The organism is Porphyromonas asaccharolytica DSM 20707, from assembly GCF_000212375.1.
In the GTDB taxonomy this organism is placed as follows: domain Bacteria; phylum Bacteroidota; class Bacteroidia; order Bacteroidales; family Porphyromonadaceae; genus Porphyromonas; species Porphyromonas asaccharolytica.
Window position 1 is genome coordinate 1,537,083 of sequence record NC_015501.1, and the last position, 20,414, is coordinate 1,557,496.

13 protein-coding genes are annotated in these 20,414 nt (G+C 54.9%); 2 read left to right on the plus strand and 11 right to left on the minus strand.

Annotated elements, in window-relative coordinates; translation table 11 throughout:
* Positions 1-143: 143 nt before the first annotated feature.
* The 8 genes from nagB to PORAS_RS06035 all read right to left on the minus strand — a co-directional run bounded on the left by nagB (position 144) and on the right by PORAS_RS06035 (position 8,170).
* A complete protein-coding gene (nagB, locus tag PORAS_RS06000; RefSeq protein WP_004331041.1) occupies positions 144-950 on the minus strand; it encodes a glucosamine-6-phosphate deaminase in 807 nt (268 codons plus the stop codon).
* Positions 951-981: 31 nt separating this feature from the next.
* Positions 982-2,196, minus strand: coding sequence for an FprA family A-type flavoprotein (locus PORAS_RS06005; RefSeq protein ID WP_004331047.1), 1,215 nt, complete (start codon positions 2,194-2,196; stop codon positions 982-984).
* 33 nt (positions 2,197-2,229) lie between these two features.
* Entirely contained in the window at positions 2,230-3,144 is a 915-nt protein-coding gene (lgt, locus tag PORAS_RS06010; RefSeq protein WP_013760571.1) for a prolipoprotein diacylglyceryl transferase, read from the minus strand.
* 39 nt (positions 3,145-3,183) lie between these two features.
* Complete coding sequence (locus tag PORAS_RS06015; RefSeq protein ID WP_013760572.1) at positions 3,184-4,092, minus strand: diaminopimelate dehydrogenase; 909 nt, start codon at positions 4,090-4,092, stop codon at positions 3,184-3,186.
* A gap of 29 nt (positions 4,093-4,121) precedes the next feature.
* Entirely contained in the window at positions 4,122-4,982 is an 861-nt protein-coding gene (gene ypfJ / locus PORAS_RS06020) for a KPN_02809 family neutral zinc metallopeptidase (protein WP_004331059.1), read from the minus strand.
* Positions 4,979-6,550, minus strand: coding sequence for a lipoyl(octanoyl) transferase LipB (lipB, locus tag PORAS_RS09145; RefSeq protein ID WP_013760573.1), 1,572 nt, complete (start codon positions 6,548-6,550; stop codon positions 4,979-4,981). The genes ypfJ and lipB overlap by 4 nt, the downstream gene beginning before the upstream one ends.
* Before the next feature lie 5 nt (positions 6,551-6,555).
* Positions 6,556-7,599 (minus strand): UDP-N-acetylmuramate dehydrogenase, encoded by a 1,044-nt coding sequence (murB, locus tag PORAS_RS06030; protein ID WP_013760574.1) that lies wholly within the window; start codon positions 7,597-7,599, stop codon positions 6,556-6,558.
* Positions 7,600-7,687: 88 nt separating this feature from the next.
* A complete protein-coding gene (locus PORAS_RS06035; protein ID WP_004331044.1) occupies positions 7,688-8,170 on the minus strand; it encodes an SPOR domain-containing protein in 483 nt (160 codons plus the stop codon).
* A 419-nt stretch (positions 8,171-8,589) separates the two neighbouring features.
* Here PORAS_RS06035 and ruvA point away from each other — a divergent pair, with 419 nt between their 5' ends.
* On the plus strand, positions 8,590-9,198 hold the full coding sequence (gene ruvA / locus PORAS_RS06040; RefSeq protein WP_013760575.1) for a Holliday junction branch migration protein RuvA: 609 nt from the start codon (positions 8,590-8,592) through the stop codon (positions 9,196-9,198).
* A 174-nt stretch (positions 9,199-9,372) separates the two neighbouring features.
* Complete coding sequence (sov, locus tag PORAS_RS06045; RefSeq protein ID WP_155811475.1) at positions 9,373-16,848, plus strand: T9SS outer membrane translocon Sov/SprA; 7,476 nt, start codon at positions 9,373-9,375, stop codon at positions 16,846-16,848.
* A gap of 600 nt (positions 16,849-17,448) precedes the next feature.
* Here sov and PORAS_RS06050 read toward each other — a convergent pair.
* From PORAS_RS06050 to PORAS_RS06060, 3 genes are read right to left on the minus strand one after another with little or no spacing between them, the layout of a single operon-like run.
* The gene (locus tag PORAS_RS06050) at positions 17,449-17,928 is read right to left on the minus strand and encodes an ATP synthase subunit C (RefSeq protein WP_004331671.1); all 480 of its coding nucleotides are present in this window, start codon (positions 17,926-17,928) and stop codon (positions 17,449-17,451) included.
* A gap of 37 nt (positions 17,929-17,965) precedes the next feature.
* Entirely contained in the window at positions 17,966-19,795 is a 1,830-nt protein-coding gene (locus PORAS_RS06055) for a V-type ATP synthase subunit I (RefSeq protein ID WP_013760577.1), read from the minus strand.
* Positions 19,792-20,412 (minus strand): V-type ATP synthase subunit D, encoded by a 621-nt coding sequence (locus PORAS_RS06060; protein WP_004331622.1) that lies wholly within the window; start codon positions 20,410-20,412, stop codon positions 19,792-19,794. The genes PORAS_RS06055 and PORAS_RS06060 overlap by 4 nt, the downstream gene beginning before the upstream one ends.
* Between the last annotated feature and the right edge of the window lie 2 nt (positions 20,413-20,414).

Sequence of the window (20,414 nt, forward strand, 5' to 3'; positions counted from 1 at the left end):
GTTTGTTTTCCAAGGTAGGAAAGTTTGATTGGGTCGTGGAGATAAAGAAAGAAGGTCGAGGAGCAACGAGTGCTTCTCGACCTTCTCTGGTCGTGGCGTATGCTACGAGAGCATCCGCCGATCTATGTGTGAGCCTCTACCTCTTAGTAGGCTAGACCCTCACGGGCTAGCTCCTCTTCGTGCTTGTAGAAGCGGAAGGTCTTCACCTGTAGCTCTACGGCTGCATCGTCATCGCAGACGATGATGCTGTCGGAGTGGAGCTGCAGTGCAGAGATAGGACACATCTGGGTGATATGTCCCTCGACCGCCTTGCAGAGGGCACGCGCCTTGTTCGAACCATTGATAAGGATCATCACCTCACGGGCGTCTGTCACGGTGCCGACACCTACGGTGAGGGCGCGTGTGGGTACCTTCGAGAGGTCGTTGTCAAAGAAGCGGCTATTATCACGGATCGTCTCGGGCATCAGACGCACCTCACGGGTTCGAGAGGCTAGCGAGGAGCCTGGCTCGTTGAAGGCGATATGCCCATCAGAGCCTATACCTCCGATGAAGAGGTCGATACCTCCGAGAGACTGGATCATCTCTTCGTAAGCTTGGCACTCAGCGGTAGTGTCTTCAGCCAAACCATTGAGGAGGTGTGTATTCTTTGGGTCGATGTCGATGTGGTCGAAGAAGTTGCTCTTCATAAAGTAGTGATAGCTCTCGGGATGTGAGGGCTCTAGACCGACATACTCGTCCATATTGACTGTAATTACGTTCTTGAAGCTGACGCGTCCAGCCTGACAGGCTTTGGCCAGCTCTTGATACATACCAATAGGGGTAGAGCCTGTGGGCAGACCGATCACAAAGGGGCGGTCAGCTGTGGGGGCAAACTCATTGATGCGTTTGATCACATGCTCTGCTGCCCATGTAGACATGGCAGCATAATCTTGCTCGATAACAAGTCTCATAGATTATTTGTTGGTTGTTGGTATTTAGGTATTAACGGTAAAGTTCTAGTAGTCTCTGGGCAATAGCTGCTCCAAGGTCACGACCCTGAGCGAGCTGCTCTGGGGTGGCGGCACCCTTGATCTCTACAGGATCGGTGACCTGCTCGAAGGCTAGCTTCTCCAGGATCTCGGGCATGATCTTGACAGCTTTGCCTGCCCAGGTGCATCCGCCGAAGTAGCCGATGAGGTGATGCTTGACCTCGCGAAGGGCTACCTTGTTGAGTATCTCACGCATTGGGGGAAAGAGGTCGTTGCTATAGGTAGGAGCACCGACGATGAGGGCGCGATACTTGAAGATGTCACGAAGCATATGGGAAGGGTCGGCCGTGCTGACGTTGTGCACGACGATCTCCTTGATACCACTCTGTGCTAGTCCCTGGGCGACAGCCTCGGCCATCTGCTCGGTATGCCCATACATACTGCCGTAGAGGATGACTGCGCCACAGCTTGTATCGTACTTGCTGAGCTGGTCGTAGATGGCGAGCGCCTGGGGGAAGCCGTGCTCCGTCCATACGGGACCATGGGTCGGACAGATGTACTGTGGCGACAGACCTAGAGAGCTGTACTTCTCCAGAGCCTTCTGTACGAACGAACCAAACTTACCCACGATGCAGGCGTAGTAGCGGTACATCTCCTCGTAGTAAAGGTCGAGATTCATATCTCGGTCTATGATAGCCCCGTTGAGCGCGCCAAAGGTGCCGAAGGCATCGGCCGTAAAGAGGACGTTGTTTGAGCTCTCGTAGGTAAACATGACCTCGGGCCAGTGTACCATCGGTGCCATGATGAACTGGAAGGAGAATCCGCCTACCTCTAGAGGCTCTTTCTCCGAGACGACTACGCGCTGCTCCTGAGGGATTGGTGCGAAATAAGAGTCGAGCATACCGAAGGTCTTGGTATTGCCCACGACCTTCATCTCAGGATAGAGGGTGCGTAGGAGACCAATAGAGCCACTGTGATCAGGCTCCATATGATTCACGATGAGGTAGTCGATGGGGCGATCGCCGATGATCGCTTTGATCTCGCTAAGATGCTTCTCGGCGGTGCCTATCTCGACACCATCGATGAGTACGACCTGCTCACCCACGAGCAGATAAGAGTTGTAGCTGACGCCATGGGGTAGTGACCAGGAGCTCTCGAAGAGGCGCTTCGTGCGGTCATTGACTCCGATATAGTATATTGAATCGGTAATCTGATTACGATATTCCATAATAGAATGCTTGCTTTATAGTAGTGAATAGATTTACTTCTTGTTCTGATGAGTGGCTTGCTCCTTGCGCCGTGCCTCCTCAGCGAGTAGACGATCCACCTCTGCCTGAGGCACTGGGTGGCGTAGGGCGTAGATGATCATGCCAACTCCAATGAGGATAAAGGGGATGCTGAGCAATTGCCCCTGGTTGAGTCCGATGGAGTCGATCAACCTGTGCTCCCACGGCTCCTGAACGAACTTGACCGTCTCAATAAGCATACGTGCTATGAAGGTGAGCGTGAGGAGCGTCCCGACGATGAGTCCCTGATACTTGTAGCCCGCATTGCGACGCCAGTAGAGCCACATGCAGATGGCGAAGACGAGTAGATAAGCGAGTGCCTCGTATATGGCTGTCGGGTGGCAAGGCATACCACCTGCTAAGGTCTGCCACTCGGCTGAGCGTATGAAGCGAAAGCCCCATGCGACATCGGTAGGGTAGCCGAAGATCTCGCTATTCATCAGGTTGCCAAGACGTATCATGGCTGCCACGAGACCTACGGGTACGCAGAGTCGATCCATACCCCAGAGGATAGGCTTGTGCGACACTTTGCGTGCGTAGATCCACATGACGATGATGAGACCGATCACACCGCCGTGACTTGCTAGTCCACCCTCCCACGTCTTCAAGATCTCAACGGGATTGGCGAGGTAGTATAGGGGATCGTAAAAGAGGCAGTGCCCCAGTCTAGCACCTACGATCGTACCGATAGCTACGTACCAAAAGAGCTTGTTAAACCATGGCTCGGGCAAGCCTTCTTTCTGCCAGATGCGATGCACGATCCACGGACCGAAGACGAAGAGCCCCACGGCAAAGAGTATGGCGTACCAGCGTAACTCAAAGGAGCCGATGGTAAAGATGGCGGGGTTGACGTCCCATGTGATGGCTAGTAGGGGTAATGTGCTGGACATGTCGTTAGAGGTTAGAGATTAGACCTTAGAGGTTAGAGATTAGACTAGATGGGCGATCCAGTCAGCGCGGTCGCCTACGAGGAGGTCTATGACTGGCACCTCAGGGAGCGTGTAGGCTCCTGGCGTGAGGCGCTGCGTAGCACGGGCGGAGGCGACCATCATTTGGGCGGTTAGGGCGGGGTTGTTGATCTGCATCTCGAAGGTGAGACGCTGGTTGTGCGTTACGCCCGAGACCCCTTTGCGCATCATGTGTACGCCATGGCCTACGTCCTCTAGGGCAGCGACTGAGGGGACGAAGGTGACGATCGTCTCGTCATGAGCGAAGTAATCATCGGCGAGGATCGCTTGGCGCACCTGCTCCTCGTTGGCTCCTGCCTCTAGCTCTACATAGACCTGTCTGCGGTGCTGACCATAGCCTACAGGTAGGGTCATAGAGAGTGCGTCTCGGACACCTGCAATGGCACGTGCTGCCACGGAGTGCCCCATGCTCATGCCTGGCCCGAAGTCTGTGTAGGTGATCCCTTCGGGTGCCATCGCCTGCATCAAGGTGCGGACGATCGAGTCGCTCCCGGGATCCCAGCCAGCGCTGATGATGGAGACCGCTTGGTGCTCCTGAGCTATCGCCATCAAGTCGTGGCGTAGTGTGGCTATCTGGGTATGGATGTCGAAGCTGTCTACCGTGCAAATGCCCTGTGCGAGGTAACGCTTGGCGTAGTCAGGCACGGAGCGTGTCGGTACGGCTAAGATAGCGACGTCTGCCTTGGGGAGGGCTTCATCCTCTCCGTAAACGGCAATGCCGTGAGCGGTCAATACTTGGCTTTGAGGATCATTCTTAGAGCGACGGACTACACCGACCAGCTCCATGTCGGGAGCGGTGTGTACGGTGGTCACAACTTGCTTGCCTACGTGTCCGTAGCCTACGACGAGTACTTTTATCTTCTGGTTCATCTGTAATCTGCTATAGAATTGGTTGTTGCTTACAAGCGGTAACGGCTCGCACCATCCAAGCTGCCCGACTCAAAGCCAGAGCGAAAGGCTTGCATGCGCTGTGCTGAGGTACCGTGTGTGAATGAGTCTGGTACGGCGTAGCCTTGCGCCTCTTTCTGCAAAGTATCATCGCCGATAGCGTTGGCGGCTGTGAGTGCATCCTCGAGGTCTCCAGGCTCGATGAGTATGATGCCGAGTCGCTGTGCGTGATAAGCCCATACGCCTGCTAGGTAGTCGGCTTGCAGTTCTAGCTGTACACTGGCGCGGTTGTACGCTTCCTGAGAGACACGCCCTTGCTGCTGGTGCAGCTTGTCGGAGATGCCGAGGAGGTTCTGCACATGATGCCCTACCTCGTGAGCCGTGACGTAAGCCATGGCCAGGTCTCCAGGCGCTTTGAAGCGAGAGGCGAGTAGATTGAAGAAGTCTAAGTCAATGTAAACTGTCTGGTCGGCCGGACAGTAGAAAGGTCCTACCTCGCTGGTGGCTCCTCCGCAACGGCTCTGCACCTGATCGGTGAAGGTCACGAGTGTGGGTGCCGTGTAGGAGCGTCGTAGCTCGGAGGTGAAAAGGTCTGTCCATACGTCGTTGCAGCTGTTGAAGACACGTAGCGTGAAGACCTTGAACTCTTCGTTTTCGTTGACGCGCGAGGGGTCTACCTGCTCCGTCTGTGAGCTGGGCAAGACATTGTCTGCTACCCGCATTAGTCCCGTGAGGTCCACGCCGAAGAAGAGACTGGCGAGGACGATGACGATACCGCCGATGCCGCCTCCGAGGGCTAGTCCTCTGCCGGAGATGCGTCCACGTCTATCTTGATAGTTTGCTGAGCTATCGTTGGGTCTAAGCCATTTCATAATATATCGTCGTTAGGTAGGTGGTACATAAGGTGCGTGAAGTGCTTGCGAAAGAGTCCCTCCAGCTGATGCTTGACTAGGGGAAAGTAAACCTCGCCTCGACCGATCTCTAGCTCCATCGAAGTAACACCCTTGTCGGTAAAGCCACACGGATTGATGAGCTGGAAGTAGCTCAGGTCGGTATTGACATTGAGCGCGAAGCCGTGCATCGTTACATAGCGAGAGGTGTGCACGCCGATAGCGCATATCTTGCGAGCTTGCGGTGTGTGCGCATCGATCCAGACACCCGTAGCGCCCTCGAGACGCTCCGCACGAATGCCGTAGAGGTAGAGCAGATCGATGATGCACTGCTCCATCGTGTGGATGTACTCCTTGATCCCCACGCCGTAATGCTCTAGGTCAAAGATCGGATAGCCCGTGATCTGACCAGGACCATGGTAAGTGATGTCGCCACCACGCTCTATCTGGACAAGCTGAATGCCTTTAGAGTTGAGCAAAGCCTCCGAGACGAGCAAGTTCGTCTGCTTGCCATGCTTGCCGATCGTCAGCACCGGCTCATGCTCGCAAAAGAGTAGCACGTCCTCAGGCACTGTCTGATGCGCTATCTTGGCATCGATACGCTCCTGCCAAAGCCGCAACTGCATCTCCAGTGCCTCTTGGTAATCGATCCTGCCACAATCCTTGTAGGCAAAAGGTTCGGCACCGCTCCTTGACAGCTTGCCCTGCATAGTCTGTGGCGCGTAGCCTGCCTCCTCAGTATAGCCAGCTCCCTCCGTATAGCGCAGGGTCAGTCCGTCGTAACCCACGTAGACCCACTTGGGCAGTCGCTCTTGTAGCTCCGCCGTGGGTGGCGCATGGTGCGAAAGGTGAATGATGTAGCTGCGCTGTGGCTGAACCCGTGCGGTCAGCTCAATAGCCTCCTCGATCGTTTGATGTGTCGGGTGAGGCTTGGTGTAGCGCAGCCCATTGACAAAGAGTAGCTCCACACCTCGGAGCTTCTCTAGCTCCTCTGGGGCGATGCTCTTGAGGTCTGTTAGGAAGCCAAAATTTCCGATGCGATAGCCTAGTATTGGTTGCTTGCCGTGCATCACCCGTATCGGCTCTATAGTTAGGTCGTAGAGTGTAAATGGCTCTAGTGACGAGATGGGGTGCAGCGTCAAGTGTGGCGTGCCTGGATAGCGATGTGGCCCGAAGTAGTAGTGCAGTCGTGACTTGATCGCTTCCAGTACGTTAGGCTCTGCGTAGATCGGTAGCTCGGTGCGCCACGAGATAGTGCGCAGGTCGTCTAGTCCTCCGATATGGTCGTAGTGCTGGTGCGTTAGGATGATCGCATCTAGATGGTCTATGCCGGCTAGGAGCGCTTGCTGTCTGAAGTCTGCACTACAGTCGATCAGTATTCGCTTGCCCGAAGGTGAGACCACTAGAGTCGATGTGCGGGTGCGCTGATCGCGAGGGTCTAGGCTGAGACAGGTGCGACAGTAGCAACCCACCTCAGGTACGCCTGTGCTGGTACCTGAGCCAAGTAGCTCGATGATCTGTGGCGAGGGGGAGTTGAGGCGAGAGAGCATAGGACTCAGTCTATATAGCGCACCTCGGGACGTAGTGAGATGCCGAACTTACGACACACCTCCTGCTGCACATGCTCTGCCAGTGCGACCACCTCTTGGCCTGTCGCTCCGCCGTAGTTGACTAGGACGAGCGGTTGCTTCTCGTAGACTCCCACGGCCCCTGAGCGGTAACCTTTGAGCCCCGCCTGGTCTATGAGCCACGCTGCTGAGAGTTTGACATCCCCTTCGTTGTGCGTAGGGTAGTGAGGCACGGGCGTGTCGTATAGCTTCGCCAGCTCCTCGTACTGTGCTAGAGGCACAATCGGATTCATGAAGAAGCTCCCGCCATTTGGTATCTCCTCAGGGTCTGGTAGCTTAGCACGGCGAATGCGTATCACTTCTTGGCGAATCTCCTCGGGAGTAGGTAGCGTGTCGCGACCCTCGAAAGCTTTTGCTAAGGAGGCGTAGCTCAGATTGCAGGTTGGCTCGGTGCTTAGTATGAAGTGTACGTGTGTGACAATGTAGGAGTGGTACTGCGGGTCTTTGAAGATGCTGTACCTATATTTATAGTCACACAGGGCGCTCGGTATGCGGAGCTTCATCCCTGTCGCTAAGTCGACCACATCGACCGCCACGATGTACTGAGAGACCTCGCTCCCGTAGGCTCCGATATTCTGTATGGCAGCAGCGCCTACGGTGCCAGGAATAAGCGATAAGTTCTCCACGCCATAGAGCCCACGGCTGAGCATCAGCTCCACAAAGTGATCCCACACGATGCCACTACCAGCCCGCACATGCTGCTGCCCTGGGTGGGTCAGTGCACTCTCGGTCTCATCGTAGTAGTGGAGGTCATCGATCTGCGAGTAGAGGATGACGCCACGGTACTGCGTCTGCGTAAAGAGTAGGTTGCTCCCCGCACCTATCGGTAGATAGGGCTGCGAAACAAAGTACTCGTCACGTGCCAGAGTCTGAAGATCCTCAGCACTGCTATAGTTGATCCACCAGTCGGCGGTGGCATCGATGGCGAAGGTATGGTACTCCCGAAGCGGGTGGTGCTGTATGATCTCCATAGTCTTATAGTGTCCGAAGAGGAGCCTTAGAGTCTATCCATAGAAACTCTAAGACTCCTTAGATTGTGGGTTCGATACAGAGAAGCGATTAGCGGATCTTCTCTAGAATCCAAGCATCCTGGAAATCAGGAGCAAAGCGACCCTTGACCTCTTCGCGAGATCTCTCAGCATCGCTGCGGTTGTCAAAGCTGGTGATAATGACACGAAGCATGCCAGCCTCATTTTGTCCCAGTACAGGTGTATAGCCCTGAGCTTGTAGACGCTCCTTGAGGGAGTAAGCGTTGGTGTGGTTTTGGAAAGAGCCGACGACCACGTTATAGGTCTTGAGCATGTTTGCGTCCTCACCCTTGACGGCCTCTAGACGCTCACGACGCAGCTGGATGTCAGCGGCTGGCTCACGAGAGACGACGACGCTAGCGGGAGGGGTCTGTGCAGGAGTTTGTTGATTAGTAGCGACTTCACGCTGCTTAGCCTTTTCGTACACCTGACGATAAGCACTCTGCTTGGGGGCACAAGCACCCACTGATAGGAGTAGTAGTGCGGAGGATAGGATGATTAATGCCTTTTTCATATCTGTATGTTGTTTGAACTTGTTGATTCGTTGTATTCTATACGACAAAGGTAGTAGTTTTTGCGGAAATACCACTACCTTTGTGGTCACTTACTAGAGCAGATGCATTGCAAAGCCAATTATTGCGGGTGTATATCGATGCATTTCGACTTAGGAGAGGTAAATTCCTACGGACAAATTTCCAAATCTCCACGTGGAAAAAGAAAATTCTCCACGTAGGCGAGAAAAAATTCTTCGGAGGAATCAAATGAAACTTCGGAGGAATCAAATGATAAGTCCGAGGAATTTTTTATTTCCCACGTGGAGATAAAAAAATAGCTACGGAGGAATTTCGAATTTCCTTAGTAGCGATTTGGTGAGAGATCCCAGATTACGATGCGTGAGCTCTAGAGTAGATATTTACTTAGTACGAAAAGATTATGATTGCATACTTACGTGGCACGATAGATACGCTCACACCGACCAACGCCTATGTGGACTGTAGTGGGGTGGGCTACGATGTCAATATATCCCTCTCTACTTATGACACGCTGCATGGACTGGAGCGTGATGCTCCTGTGCGACTCTGGATCACGGAGGTGATGCGTCAAGGCGAGGTGTGTGATCTGTACGGCTTCTACACGAGGGAGGAGCAGGCACTCTTTACAAAGCTGATCACCGTCTCCGGTGTGGGCCCCGCTACGGCTCGTGTGATCCTCTCTAGTCTGGCCCCGCTAGAACTGGCGGAGGTGATCGAGAGTGGCGATGATAAGCGGCTTAAGATGGTCAAGGGCATCGGACTCAAGACGGCGCAGCGCATCATTGTAGATCTCAAGGGCAAGCTCCCTGAGACACTGACAGATCGTGACGATGTGACGGCCGGTATCGGTTCGCGGGCAGCTCGTGAGGTGGCTGAGGAGGCGATCTCAGCACTCAAGATGCTGGGCTTTGCGGAGGTCAATGTGCGCAAGGTGGTGAAGCAGATTATGTCTGTCAAGCCCGACACGCCTGTAGAGCAGGTGATCAAGCAGGCGCTGGCGAAGCTCTGAGATTAGAGGTTAGAAGTTAGACGTTAGGGGCTTTGGTACAACAAAACGGACGCCCGAGCGTTACATAACTGACTCTATAATATAGATAGACACTAGATGATCCCTAGGCGCAGGATACTATGTGCATGGCTTGCGTTGCTCTGTGCATTGGTAGGTGTGGTGAGGTTACTCGCTATGCCTCCTCTCTCTGTATCTGCTACGGAGCATCCTGCGCAGCCGGATAGTCTGCGCTATCCAGTGCAGCCGACAGCGCCTGAGTCGTATGAGTGGCTCGAGCAGGAGTCGGCGGTCGATCTCCGTACGCCGAGCGTGGTGACGCACGAATTCGTCTACAATCCCGCCACGGGGCTTTATCTGCTGGTCACTAAGGTGGGTGGCAAGCAGGTAGGCACGCCGATCCCCTACACACTGGAGCAGTACGTCGCTTATGTGGAGCGTAATGGCGTGCAGAGCTACTTCCTAGAGCGTGCTGCGCAAGATGAGAAGGAGCAGGAGGGGAAGGGGTTCAACCCGTTTGACTTTGGCTTCGAACTGGGACCTGCAGAGAAGATCTTTGGCCCTGGTGGCGTGCGGGTGCGGACGCAAGGCTCTGCGGAGGTATCGATGGGTGTCAAGAGCAATGCCACGGACAATCCCTCCATACCGATTCGCTCACGGAGACATACTTTCTTTGACTTTGACCAGAAGATCCAGGCCAATGTGCAGGCGTCAGTGGGTACGAAGCTTAACTTCAATCTGAATTACAATACGCAGGCTACCTTTGACTTCGACAGTAAGAAACTCAAGCTGGCCTATGAGGGCGAGGAAGATGACATCATCAAAGTGCTAGAGGCGGGCAATGTGTCGCTACAGTCTAAGAACTCGCTGATACAGGGTGGTGCATCGCTTTTCGGTATCCATAGCAAATTGCAGTTTGGCAAGCTTGATGTGGATTTCGTGGTGAGCCAGCAAGAGGCGGAGACGAAGCGTGTCTCGACAGATCGTGGGGCGCAGACGACACCTTTTGAGTTTTCGGCCAATCAGTATGACGAGAATAGGCACTTTTACCTAGGACACTACTTCCGAGACCACTACGACAAGGCAATGTCTACGCTGCCCTTTATCTCGTCGGGCGTTAAGATCAATCGTATCGAGGTGTGGGTGACCAATAAGCGAGGCAACTTTGACGAGGCGCGCAACATTGTCGCCTTTACCGATATGGGTGAGGCGGAGCGTGTGACGGCTCGTGGCGTTACGACGAATGGTTCGACGCAAGGATTGCCCGCCAATCAGGCGAACTCGCTCTACAACTGGCTACTCGGACAGCCTGCCCTACGCCAAGTGGATCAGGTGAGCCAGCTACTGGAGGGGCAGCTGCGTGGTGGTGTAGACTATGCGAAGATAGAGAGTGCACGCCGTCTGAATGCTAATGAGTACCGCATCAACGACCAGCTCGGTACGCTCTCGCTGCAGGTGCGTCTCCAGCCAGATGAGGTGGTGGGCGTCGCCTTTGAGTACACTTATCAGGGCAAGGTCTATCAGGTGGGGGAGTTTAGCTCGGACCGCTCGGATCGTACGGCTGACAACCTTTTTGTCAAGCTGCTCAAGGGCGCATCGATGACCCCGACGGCTCCTTACTGGCGGTTTATGATGCGCAACGTCTACAGCCTCGGGAGCAGCGTCTACAATCTCAAGGCGGAGCACTTCAAGCTCGATGTCTTCTACCGCAATGATAGCACGGGCACCGCTGTACCTTATATTAATGAGGGCAAGGTAGCGGGGCAGCTCCTCACACGGGTTCTAGGTATGGACCGTCTGGATGCACGCAATGAACCACACCCGGATGGTGTCTTTGACTTTGTTCCAGGCTTTACGGTCGATGCGGAGCGTGGGCTCGTCATCTTTACCTCTACGGAACCTTTTGGTAGCTACTTGGTTGAGCAGATAGGTGACCCCGCCATTGCCGAGCGCTACGTCTATCGAGAGATCTACGACACGACGATGGTCGCAGCGCAGCAGGTCGCTGAGCGCGATAAGTTTATCTTGCGAGGTGAGTACCAAGCGGCAAATAGCGGGCAGATCTCGCTCGGAGCGATGAATGTGACCCCAGGGTCGGTGCGTGTGACGGCTGGCGGAGCGACGCTCGTGGAGAATGTGGACTACACGGTCAACTATGCCATGGGAACCGTCACGATCCTCAACGAGGCAATCCTCAACAGTGGCACGCGTGTCGATGTATCTCTGGAGAATAGGGGCTTCCTCAACTTGCAGCGCAAGACGGTGCTGGGCTTGGACCTCAACTACCACTTTACGCCAGACCTAACGCTGGGCGGTACCTTTATGTACCTTAGCGAGATGCCACTGACTGCCAAACCGGTCATGGGGCGTGAGTCGATGCAAAACAGCCTTTGGGGACTCAATCTCTCGTGGCGCACCGAGTCTCAGTGGCTGACGCGTATCCTCGACTACATTCCGCTCCTAGACTTGACCAAGCCGTCGGAGGTCGCGCTCAATATGGAGTTTGCTCACCTGATCCCAGGGCACTACGAGGGGCGCTACACCAAGGGGCATAGCTATATCGACGACTTTGAGACGTCGCAGAGTAGCATTGATCTGCTCAATCCCTACGCCTGGATGCTGAGCTCTACGCCGTGGCACGACCCGGCAGATGGAGCGGCGGATCTCTTCCCCGAGGCTCGAATGGTCAATGATCTGCGCTACGGCAATCGGCGAGCCTTGCTCAACTGGTTTTATATAGACCCGATGCTGAACCGTGCTGGCTCTTCGCTGACGCCTTCTTACCTGCGCAATAATCCCGATATGCTCTCCAACCATTACTCGCGAGAGGTGCGTATGGCGGAGCTATTCCCCTATAGAGATGAGAACTTTGCCCAGCAGTCCTACCTCCAGACGCTCTGCCTCGCTTACTATCCCAATGAGCGTGGTCCGTACAACCTCAATAGCGATCAGATCGGCAGCGATGGTAAGCTGATGAACCCAACTGAGAACTGGGGCGGTATGATGCGCAAGATAGACCAGAGCGACTTTGAGGCGGCCAATATCGAGTATATCGAGTTCTGGATGATGGACCCTTTTATCTATCCCGAGACGGCACCAACGAGTGGCAAGCTCTTCTTCAACCTGGGCGAGGTATCGGAGGAGGTGCTGAAGGATGAGAAGAAGTTTTTTGAGAACGGTATGCCGCTCAACGATGATCCCTCGGCAACTATCGAGACAGTCTGGGGGCGCGTGCCTATTCGTCAGACGGCGGGCTACTCCTTTGACAATGCCGCTGGGGCTCGTAGCAAGCAAGATGTGGGATTCAATGGACTAAGCTCTGAGCAGGAGAAGGCTTTCCCCGCTTATGCTGACTACCTCTCCGCGATCCGTGGCAAGGTGTCGGGCGAGGTGCTCGAGCAGTGGCAGGGCGATCCTATGAGTCCGCTGAACGATCCAGCGGGTGATAGCTTCCGCCACTATCGTGACGAGCGGTATGACCAGCTTCAGGCTTCTATCCTCGAGCGCTACAAGTATTACAACGGAGTCGAGGGCAATAGTGCTGAGGCGACCAATGAGACTGGCTCTTACAGCGTGGCGAGCCGTGTTGTGCCTGATGTGGAGGACATCAACCAGGACAACACGCTCAACGAGCAGGAGCGTTACTTCGAGTACGAGCTAGCTCTCTCGCCTGCCGAGATGCAGGTGGGGCGCAACTACATCGTTGATGAGCGTTCGGTCAATGTGAAGCTGGCCAACGGCAAGCAAGAGACGGTCAAGTGGTATCAGTTCAAGATCCCCGTACGAGAGCCGACCCGCAGGGTAGGGGGCATAGCCGACCTCAAGAGTATCCGCTTTATGCGCCTCTACTTGACGCAGTGGGACAAGCCTGTCGTGCTGCGCTTCGGTACCTTCAAGATGGTGCGTGGCGAGTGGCGACAGTATGACCGCCCGCTACACGCTCCCTCCGTAACGCCTATATCTAATGGTACGATGGAGGTCAATACGGTCAATATCGAGGAAAATGGTGACCGCAAGCCGATCAACTACATCCTCCCGCCGGGCGTCTCTCGTAGCGTCAGCCCTAGTCAGGCGCAAGCCATTCGTCAGAACGAGCAGGCACTCAGCCTACGCATCAAGCGACTAGCTCCAGGCGATGCACGAGCTGTCTACAAGAATACGGGGCTAGACCTACGTCGCTACAAGCGCATCGAGCTGTTTGTCCATGCCGAGGAGCTTCCCGAGGAGGGGACACCCACGGGCAATGGCGAGATGACCGCCTTCCTCCGCTTAGGCTCTGACTACACGAACAACTACTACGAGTACAGCGTCCCTCTAGAGCTGACCCCCTTCGGCACTTACAGTGACAATGCTAAGGATAGAGAGATGGTGTGGCCACGGGATAACAAGGTGGACTTCCGCTTTGACCTTCTCACGGGACTCAAGATGCGACGCAACGCTGCGCAGGCTAATGGCGAGACCGACCTCTACACGCCTTACTCGGTGCCCGATGCTGAGCGTCCACGCAACACGATCACCGTGATGGGTAATCCCTCGCTGAGCAATGTAAAGACCATCATGATCGGTGTGCGAAACAGTGCTGGGCAGATCAAGAGTGCCGAGATTTGGGTCAATGAGCTACGCCTGAGCGAGTACCAAGAGCAGGGCGGCTGGGCGACCAATGCCGATCTGCAGGTACAGCTGAGTGACTTAGGCTCGTTTAACGCTCGAGGCTCTTACCGTACCGCAGGCTTTGGCGCACTCGATCAGTCACTCGCGCAGAGACAGCTAGAGGATACAGGCTTCCTCAACCTCTCGACGCAGGTGGAGCTCGGTAAGTTTTTCCCCGAGAAAGCGAAGGTGCGCATACCGCTCTACTACAGCTACCAAGACGAAGTGATCCGTCCGCAGTACAACCCGCTAGACCAAGACCTGCTCCTCACGGAGGCGCTCGACAATGCCGCCAACGAGTCGGTACGCGACTCCATCAAGACGATGGCGCTGACACGGACACAGGCTCATGCGCTGTCGCTCTCCAACGTGGGGGTCAACATACAGAGCAAGACCCCGATGCCGTACGACCCAGCCAACTTCACGCTTGGCTACTCGATGTCTTGGGACGAGAAGAACAGCCCCGAGATTGTCTACGACCGCAATCGTACGTGGCAAGCTACGGTGCAGTATCAGTATACGCCCGTGGTGGCTCCGTGGAAGCCTTTTGCCAAGCTAAAACAAGGCAAAGGCTCCTCCGAGGCGATCCGCACGGTCTCCTCGACGCTGAGAGGTTACCAGATCAACTACCTCCCCTCACGACTTGCTTTCAACAGCTCCATACTGCGCAACTACAGCGAGCATCAGGTGCGCAACCTCATGCCTGGTGGCGGTGCTATGGCTGACTGGTCACTACCTGCTACCTTCGTGCAGAACTTCGTCTGGCAGCGTGCCGCAAACATTGTCTGGAACCCCACGACCAATCTCAAGCTCTCCTTTAACTCTGGCACCAACGCCCGCATCGTAGAGCCACACGTACAGGTCAATCGTGAGCTAGCTCCCGACGACTACACGCTATGGCGCGACTCCGTCTGGCAGAGTATACGTAGCTGGGGACTCCCGATGCAGTACAACCAGACTGCCAATGCGACCTACACGCTCCCGCTTGCCCTCATACCCTTTATGGACTTCGTCTCAGCCACCGCCACCTATATGGCTTCGTACAATTGGGACCGCGGAGCCTTGACACAGCAGGGTGCCTCCATGGGCAATGTGGTACGCAATCAGATGAAGCTCGATGGACGGGTCAACATCCTCTTCCAGACTCTCTACCGTAAGTTCGACTGGTACAAAGATTACGAGAAGCGACAGAACAAGAGCAACAATCGTGACAACCGCTCCGCCTCTCGCCGAGATGCTCGTGTCAGTCGTCCAGATCAGGAGCCTGCGGACAAAGCTCCCGCAGCAGCACAGCGCAAGAAGCCTGCGCCACTGCGCTTTACTAAGGAGGTGGTCCTACGCCCTGACACGACGATTACCATCAACCACCAGCTCGGTAGTGCTAAGCCCGAGGTGACCGCCAAGGATTCGCTCGGACACAACTACCCCGTCAAGTATGCCGTGGTCAATCCCAACAGCATCACCGTCACAGGCACTGACTCCGTCACGATACGGGTCAACGTCTATGCTGCCGACAAAGCTCGTGAGATGCGTATGGAGCGCATCTATCCCTACATTGATGCGGGTATCTCCTTGCTCACCTTCCTGCGTGACATCTCGCTCACTTACACCCGCACTTCGTCGCTGCACTTGCCTGGCTTCCTCCCCGACATCAAGGCTGCGGGCGGGCAGGGTTACCCGATGCAGGGCGTGATGGCTCCTGGCCTTGCCTTTGCTTTTGGCTTTACAGACAATGACTTCGTTCGTGAGGCAGCACAGCGTGGTTGGCTCCTCAAGCAGGCGGAAAACATCAACCCCGCTATGTACTCCCTCGCGGAAGATGCCACGGCACGTCTCAACCTCGAGCCACTTAAAGAGCTCAAAGTAACGCTCACCTGGGACTACCATACCAATAGGGCGGTGCAGACACAGTATATGTTTGAGGGTGCTCCCGAGACTTACAGCGGTACCTTTACCGCCGGAACCATCGGTCTCAAGGGCTTCTTCGCTAGTGCTAATGCCAGCAATGGCTACAAGACCAGTACCTTTGACAACCTCCTCAGTTACCAGCAGGAGATGGTGCAGCGACTGACCAACCAGTACAACGCTATCGCTGGATCTGATGCGCCCGAGGTGCGGCCCAACAGTCCCGACGTGTTGATTCCTGCTTTCATTGCAGCTTATACGGCTCGTGGTCTAGACGGGGCGACGCCTTTCCACTCGATCTGGCGCACCCTCCCCAACTGGAGCATCACCTACACGGGGCTAACTAAGATCCCCGTCTTGGCAGACCTCTTCCGCAACTTCTCCCTCTCCCACACCTATCGCAATAGTTATAGTGTGGCAAACTACAACTCCTTCATCTCGTGGCAACCGATCGCACAGGAGCAACGCATGGGCTACATAGAGATGCCCGCCGACGATGCTACTGCTGGAGCAAATGGGATGCGTCGTGTCGCTTCATCGCCCTACGACATCACGCAGGTCTCTATCCGTGAGTCCTTTGCGCCGCTCATTGGGGTCGAGATGACTCTGCAGAGTGGACTTGGCTTCAACGCCCGCTGGAACAAGTCGCGAGACCTGATGCTCAACCTCACCTCCTTCCAGGTTATCGAAAACAGTCGTAACGAGATCTCTGTCGGGATCAACTACAAGATCGATGACTTTAGCAAGCTCATCGGCATCAAGCGTCGAGCACCTCAGCGCACGGGAGCACAGGCACAAGAAGGCAAAAAGGAGAATCCGCTCTTTGCTTCGGGCGGTGCTATGACGCTGCGCTGCGAGTACTCGTACAATCACTCCTCGATGCTCATTCGCAAGATACAGGAGGCCTTCACGCAGGCGACCAATGGCAACGTGGCGCACGTCATCAAGCTCAGTGCCGACTACGCCCTCAGCCGTATGCTCACCATACGAGGCTACTTCGACTGGAACATGAATCACCCGCTCGTGAGCACCGCCTCCTTCCCCGTGAACAATACCTCCTTCGGCGTCGCCCTCCGCATCAGCCTCACCCAGCAGTAACACCCACCTCGATACGAATAATGATATGTAGGAACGCACGGCTCGTGCGTCCGTTTCCGTTAAAGCAAGACGAGTAACGTTGTGTCAAGGGTTACAGCATCGTGGTTTTAACGGGGACGGACGCTCGACCGAGCGTCCCTACAGATCGAGGTTACAGCGTTTGATGAATGGAATTGTCGTGCTGACGTAGCTTGTGTAGGGGCGGACCTACGTGTCCGCCCGCAGAATAGACTGCGCTCAGGTGAGGACGGGCGGACACACAGGTCCGCCCCTACGGTGGAAGCTTCCACCCCGCCGAGCGGTTCACCCGAAGAGAAGTCGACTGAGTTTCCGAAACGAGAAAAAACTTCGCATTTTACTTGCATATGAACTTAGAAAGCAAAGGGTTACTCGTATTGCACTGACTCCATTATATATACGAGATTCAACACTGGATGGGAGCGGATAGCTGCTATTGAGCTTGGCGGGCTATAGACATAAGACAAGTCCCCGACAGAGATAGCTCTGCCGGGGACTTGTCCGATAGTTGGTTGGGGCTATCTAGTAGCCCCTATGTGTAGAGTATGTCGCTAAAGCAACGGGGACTCTGACGGGGTGTCTCTATGCGGCGAGGAATAGACCTCTGACGACACCAAAGGTTAGGATCGATACGAGTAGGGCTAGGATGGCGTACAGCTCAGGGAAGACGGCCATGACCATCGTTGCTCCGAAGAGGTTGTTGCCAGCACCGATACCCTTGATACCGTTGGCGCAGACCTGAGCCTGACGGATAGCTGAGTAGAGACCTACTATGCCTAGGCTGAGCCCAGCGGCAAAGATAGCCCACGCAGCACCAGCACCGAGTGCACCAGCGGTGAGAAGATCCTTGATGAGGGTGTTGGCCATAAAGAAGCCGACGAAGCCGTACAGACCCTGAGAAGAGGGTAGAGCGGAGAGACCGATGTACTGACCGAGGGCATCGGGGTTCTTTTTCATAGATCCGATGGTCGCATTACCTGCGATGGTGACTCCAATAGAGGAGCCGATACCCGTTAGGATGACCATGAGGGCTACGCCTCCGTATGCAATTAGTTCGTTCATGTTATGTATATCTGTTATTGATTTGATTATTGCTTGTTTAGTTGACCTTAAAGGGGGTGTAAGGCTTACCGCCACCCTCGAACTCGCTGTTCTTGTAGTACTCCACAAAGGTGAGACGTAGCGGGTGTACGAGCGAGCTGATGATAGCTAGTCCGAAGTTGAGCCCGTGTCCGAAGAGTAGGATGAAGACCATCACGAGCCAGTTAAGCCCGATGGGAAGTCCCTCAGACATAGAGACTGCAAGGTTGTTGAAGACACCTCCCAGCACGCCACTCGTCAGTCCGATCGCAAAGAGACGGATGTAGGAGAGCGTGTCTCCGAGTAGTCCCGAGGCGGTGTTGTAGCTTGCCCAGAGTGAGGAGCCGATGTTGAGGAAGATGTTTTTGCCAGGGCTGTTGTAGAAGACCACAACGAGTCCTGCAGCTATCGCCAGTCCGTAGAATATGGTGGTGACGTAGCTCGGTATACCTGTGGCAGCCATCGGCAGTGCTACTGCCATGATGAGGGCAAAGATGACGATGACCCAGGCGTACGAAGAGAGTGCATACTTGAGTCCTCGCTGCTTCTGTATCTTGACGGCTGCCACGGTCTTGGCAAAGAGGATCTGAATGATACCCAGCACGACCGAGAGGAGCATGAGGTTGTCCTGATTGAGGAAGTAGTCGTTGCGGACACTGCCTAGTACGGAGCCATCGTTGGCCCATGGCATGACCATACCGAAGACGGTGCCTAGTAGCGAACCGACCACGACGGTGGTGCCTCCGAGCCACTGCGCTAGAGAGCAAATGTCTTTCGTCGATTGTCCCTTGACCTTGCGCTTGAAGAGGGTCGCCAAAAGGAAGATGACGAGTCCATAGCCTGCATCTCCAAAGCATAAGCTGAAGAAGAGCATGAAAAAGGGTGCGAAGAGTGGCGTCGAGTCGAGCTCCGAGTAGTTCGGCAGAGAGTACATCCGCGTGATCGGCTCAAAGAGTCGACTGAAGCGGTTGTTCTGGAGCTTGATGGGGATCTTGTCCTCATCGAGTATCTCCTGCTCAGCATAGTAACAGGGGAGCTGATCTAGCTCTTGTCGCACCTCGGGGACGATCTTGCTCGGTATCCACCCCTCGAGGAGCATGACCTTGTCATCCGCCTCGCCAGTAGCCTGTAGGAAGGCGTTGCTCATCTGATACTTGTCCTGGAGGAGGAGGTCGTAGCCCTGCAAGTCCTCTAGGTGCTGATCGATAAATTTCTGTATCTCCGTCTCAATCTGCTCGGCACGCTGCTCGAAAGAGGCTAGTCGCTCGGCCAGTTCGCTGGCAGTGTGGGTCGGGGCTTTGATCTGCTCCGCCTCGATGCGCTCTGTGCTCTTGTCGCCAACGGTGATGAAGTAGTGATGCGAGCGTCGGGTGTCGATGATGATGGCGTTGTGCTCCTCCTCCCAGTGCTCTTGATACTGAGCTGTGGGGATGATGTAGAAGCGTATCGGGTAACCCGCTTGCTGGAGCCGCTCTAGCTGCTGGACGTCATACTTGCCCCACGGCTCCCAGTAGTCATTCTCCCGCTGCTGGCTCTCGATCTGAGAGGCTATCTGGCGACGATCCTCTAGGAGAGTCTCGATCTGCTGTAGCAGAGCCTCGCCCTCCTCTGCGCTAGCGGGCTTGCGGGGAGCGCCGATGGGCTGCTCTTCGGAGCGCTTGCGAGAGAGAGTACGGATGAGATCTGACAGATGACGACGCGACACAACGATCTCTTTGATCTGTTCGCTCTCACTGGTCGGCTTGTTCTCCTTAATATGCACGACTCCTAGGTCGCGTAGCTTGAGGAGGAAGCTGTCGTAGTCTTGGTGATAGACTAGGAAGAGGTACTTATCTATTTTCTCTATCATTGTGCTAGTCGCTCTTTTTGTTTGGCAGCACGAATCTCTAGATTGGTGCGCATGATCTTTTGCGAAGCCTTGGAGAGACTCTCCTCATCCTCTAGATAACGCTTGATCTTGAGTATAGCGTCTTTGTAGCCGGGGATCTGAACCTTCTCAAAGAGGTTGACCTTTTGCGTAGTCTTACGACGAGCATACTCGAGATACTCTAGCTTGAGATTGAGAAACTCCGCCTCGATGCCCAGCGTGGCTAGCGCCTTGAGTAGCTCGACACCCTGAGCAAACCAGGAGGGATGGCTAAAGAGGCTAAAGGGCTTCACCTCGTAGTCTATATTGTCTAGCACAGGGACAACGACACCGGCTATCTTCTTTGTCGATAGCTTCACATCGGTGACGCTGACCAGCGTAGGGTCAAACTCGTCCCACAGAGCCACCATATCTTGGTAGCCCTGTATGCCCTGCTCTAGCTGCTCATTGAGAGCATCTATCTCACGGCGAGCTTTCTTGACCTCTAGACGAAGGGCGCTCTCCTTGCTCTTGATCGTGGGCAGGGTGCGCTCTCGCATCTTAAGCTGTTTCTGCTGCTGCTGTAGCGAGGTCTTGTTGTACTGAAACTTGATCGCCATCT

Bases quoted from the DNA above. Each gene is read 5' to 3' on its own strand.
- nagB (WP_004331041.1), bottom strand. From the start codon at position 950: ATGAGACTTGTTATCGAGCAAGATTATGCTGCCATGTCTACATGGGCA.
- PORAS_RS06005 (WP_004331047.1), bottom strand. From the start codon at position 2,196: ATGGAATATCGTAATCAGATTACCGATTCAATATACTATATCGGAGTC.
- lgt (WP_013760571.1), bottom strand. From the start codon at position 3,144: ATGTCCAGCACATTACCCCTACTAGCCATCACATGGGACGTCAACCCC.
- PORAS_RS06015 (WP_013760572.1), bottom strand. From the start codon at position 4,092: ATGAACCAGAAGATAAAAGTACTCGTCGTAGGCTACGGACACGTAGGC.
- ypfJ (WP_004331059.1), bottom strand. From the start codon at position 4,982: ATGAAATGGCTTAGACCCAACGATAGCTCAGCAAACTATCAAGATAGA.
- lipB (WP_013760573.1), bottom strand. From the start codon at position 6,550: ATGCTCTCTCGCCTCAACTCCCCCTCGCCACAGATCATCGAGCTACTT.
- murB (WP_013760574.1), bottom strand. From the start codon at position 7,599: ATGGAGATCATACAGCACCACCCGCTTCGGGAGTACCATACCTTCGCC.
- PORAS_RS06035 (WP_004331044.1), bottom strand. From the start codon at position 8,170: ATGAAAAAGGCATTAATCATCCTATCCTCCGCACTACTACTCCTATCA.
- ruvA (WP_013760575.1), top strand. From the start codon at position 8,590: ATGATTGCATACTTACGTGGCACGATAGATACGCTCACACCGACCAAC.
- sov (WP_155811475.1), top strand. From the start codon at position 9,373: ATGCCTCCTCTCTCTGTATCTGCTACGGAGCATCCTGCGCAGCCGGAT.
- PORAS_RS06050 (WP_004331671.1), bottom strand. From the start codon at position 17,928: ATGAACGAACTAATTGCATACGGAGGCGTAGCCCTCATGGTCATCCTA.
- PORAS_RS06055 (WP_013760577.1), bottom strand. From the start codon at position 19,795: ATGATAGAGAAAATAGATAAGTACCTCTTCCTAGTCTATCACCAAGAC.
- PORAS_RS06060 (WP_004331622.1), bottom strand. From the start codon at position 20,412: ATGGCGATCAAGTTTCAGTACAACAAGACCTCGCTACAGCAGCAGCAG.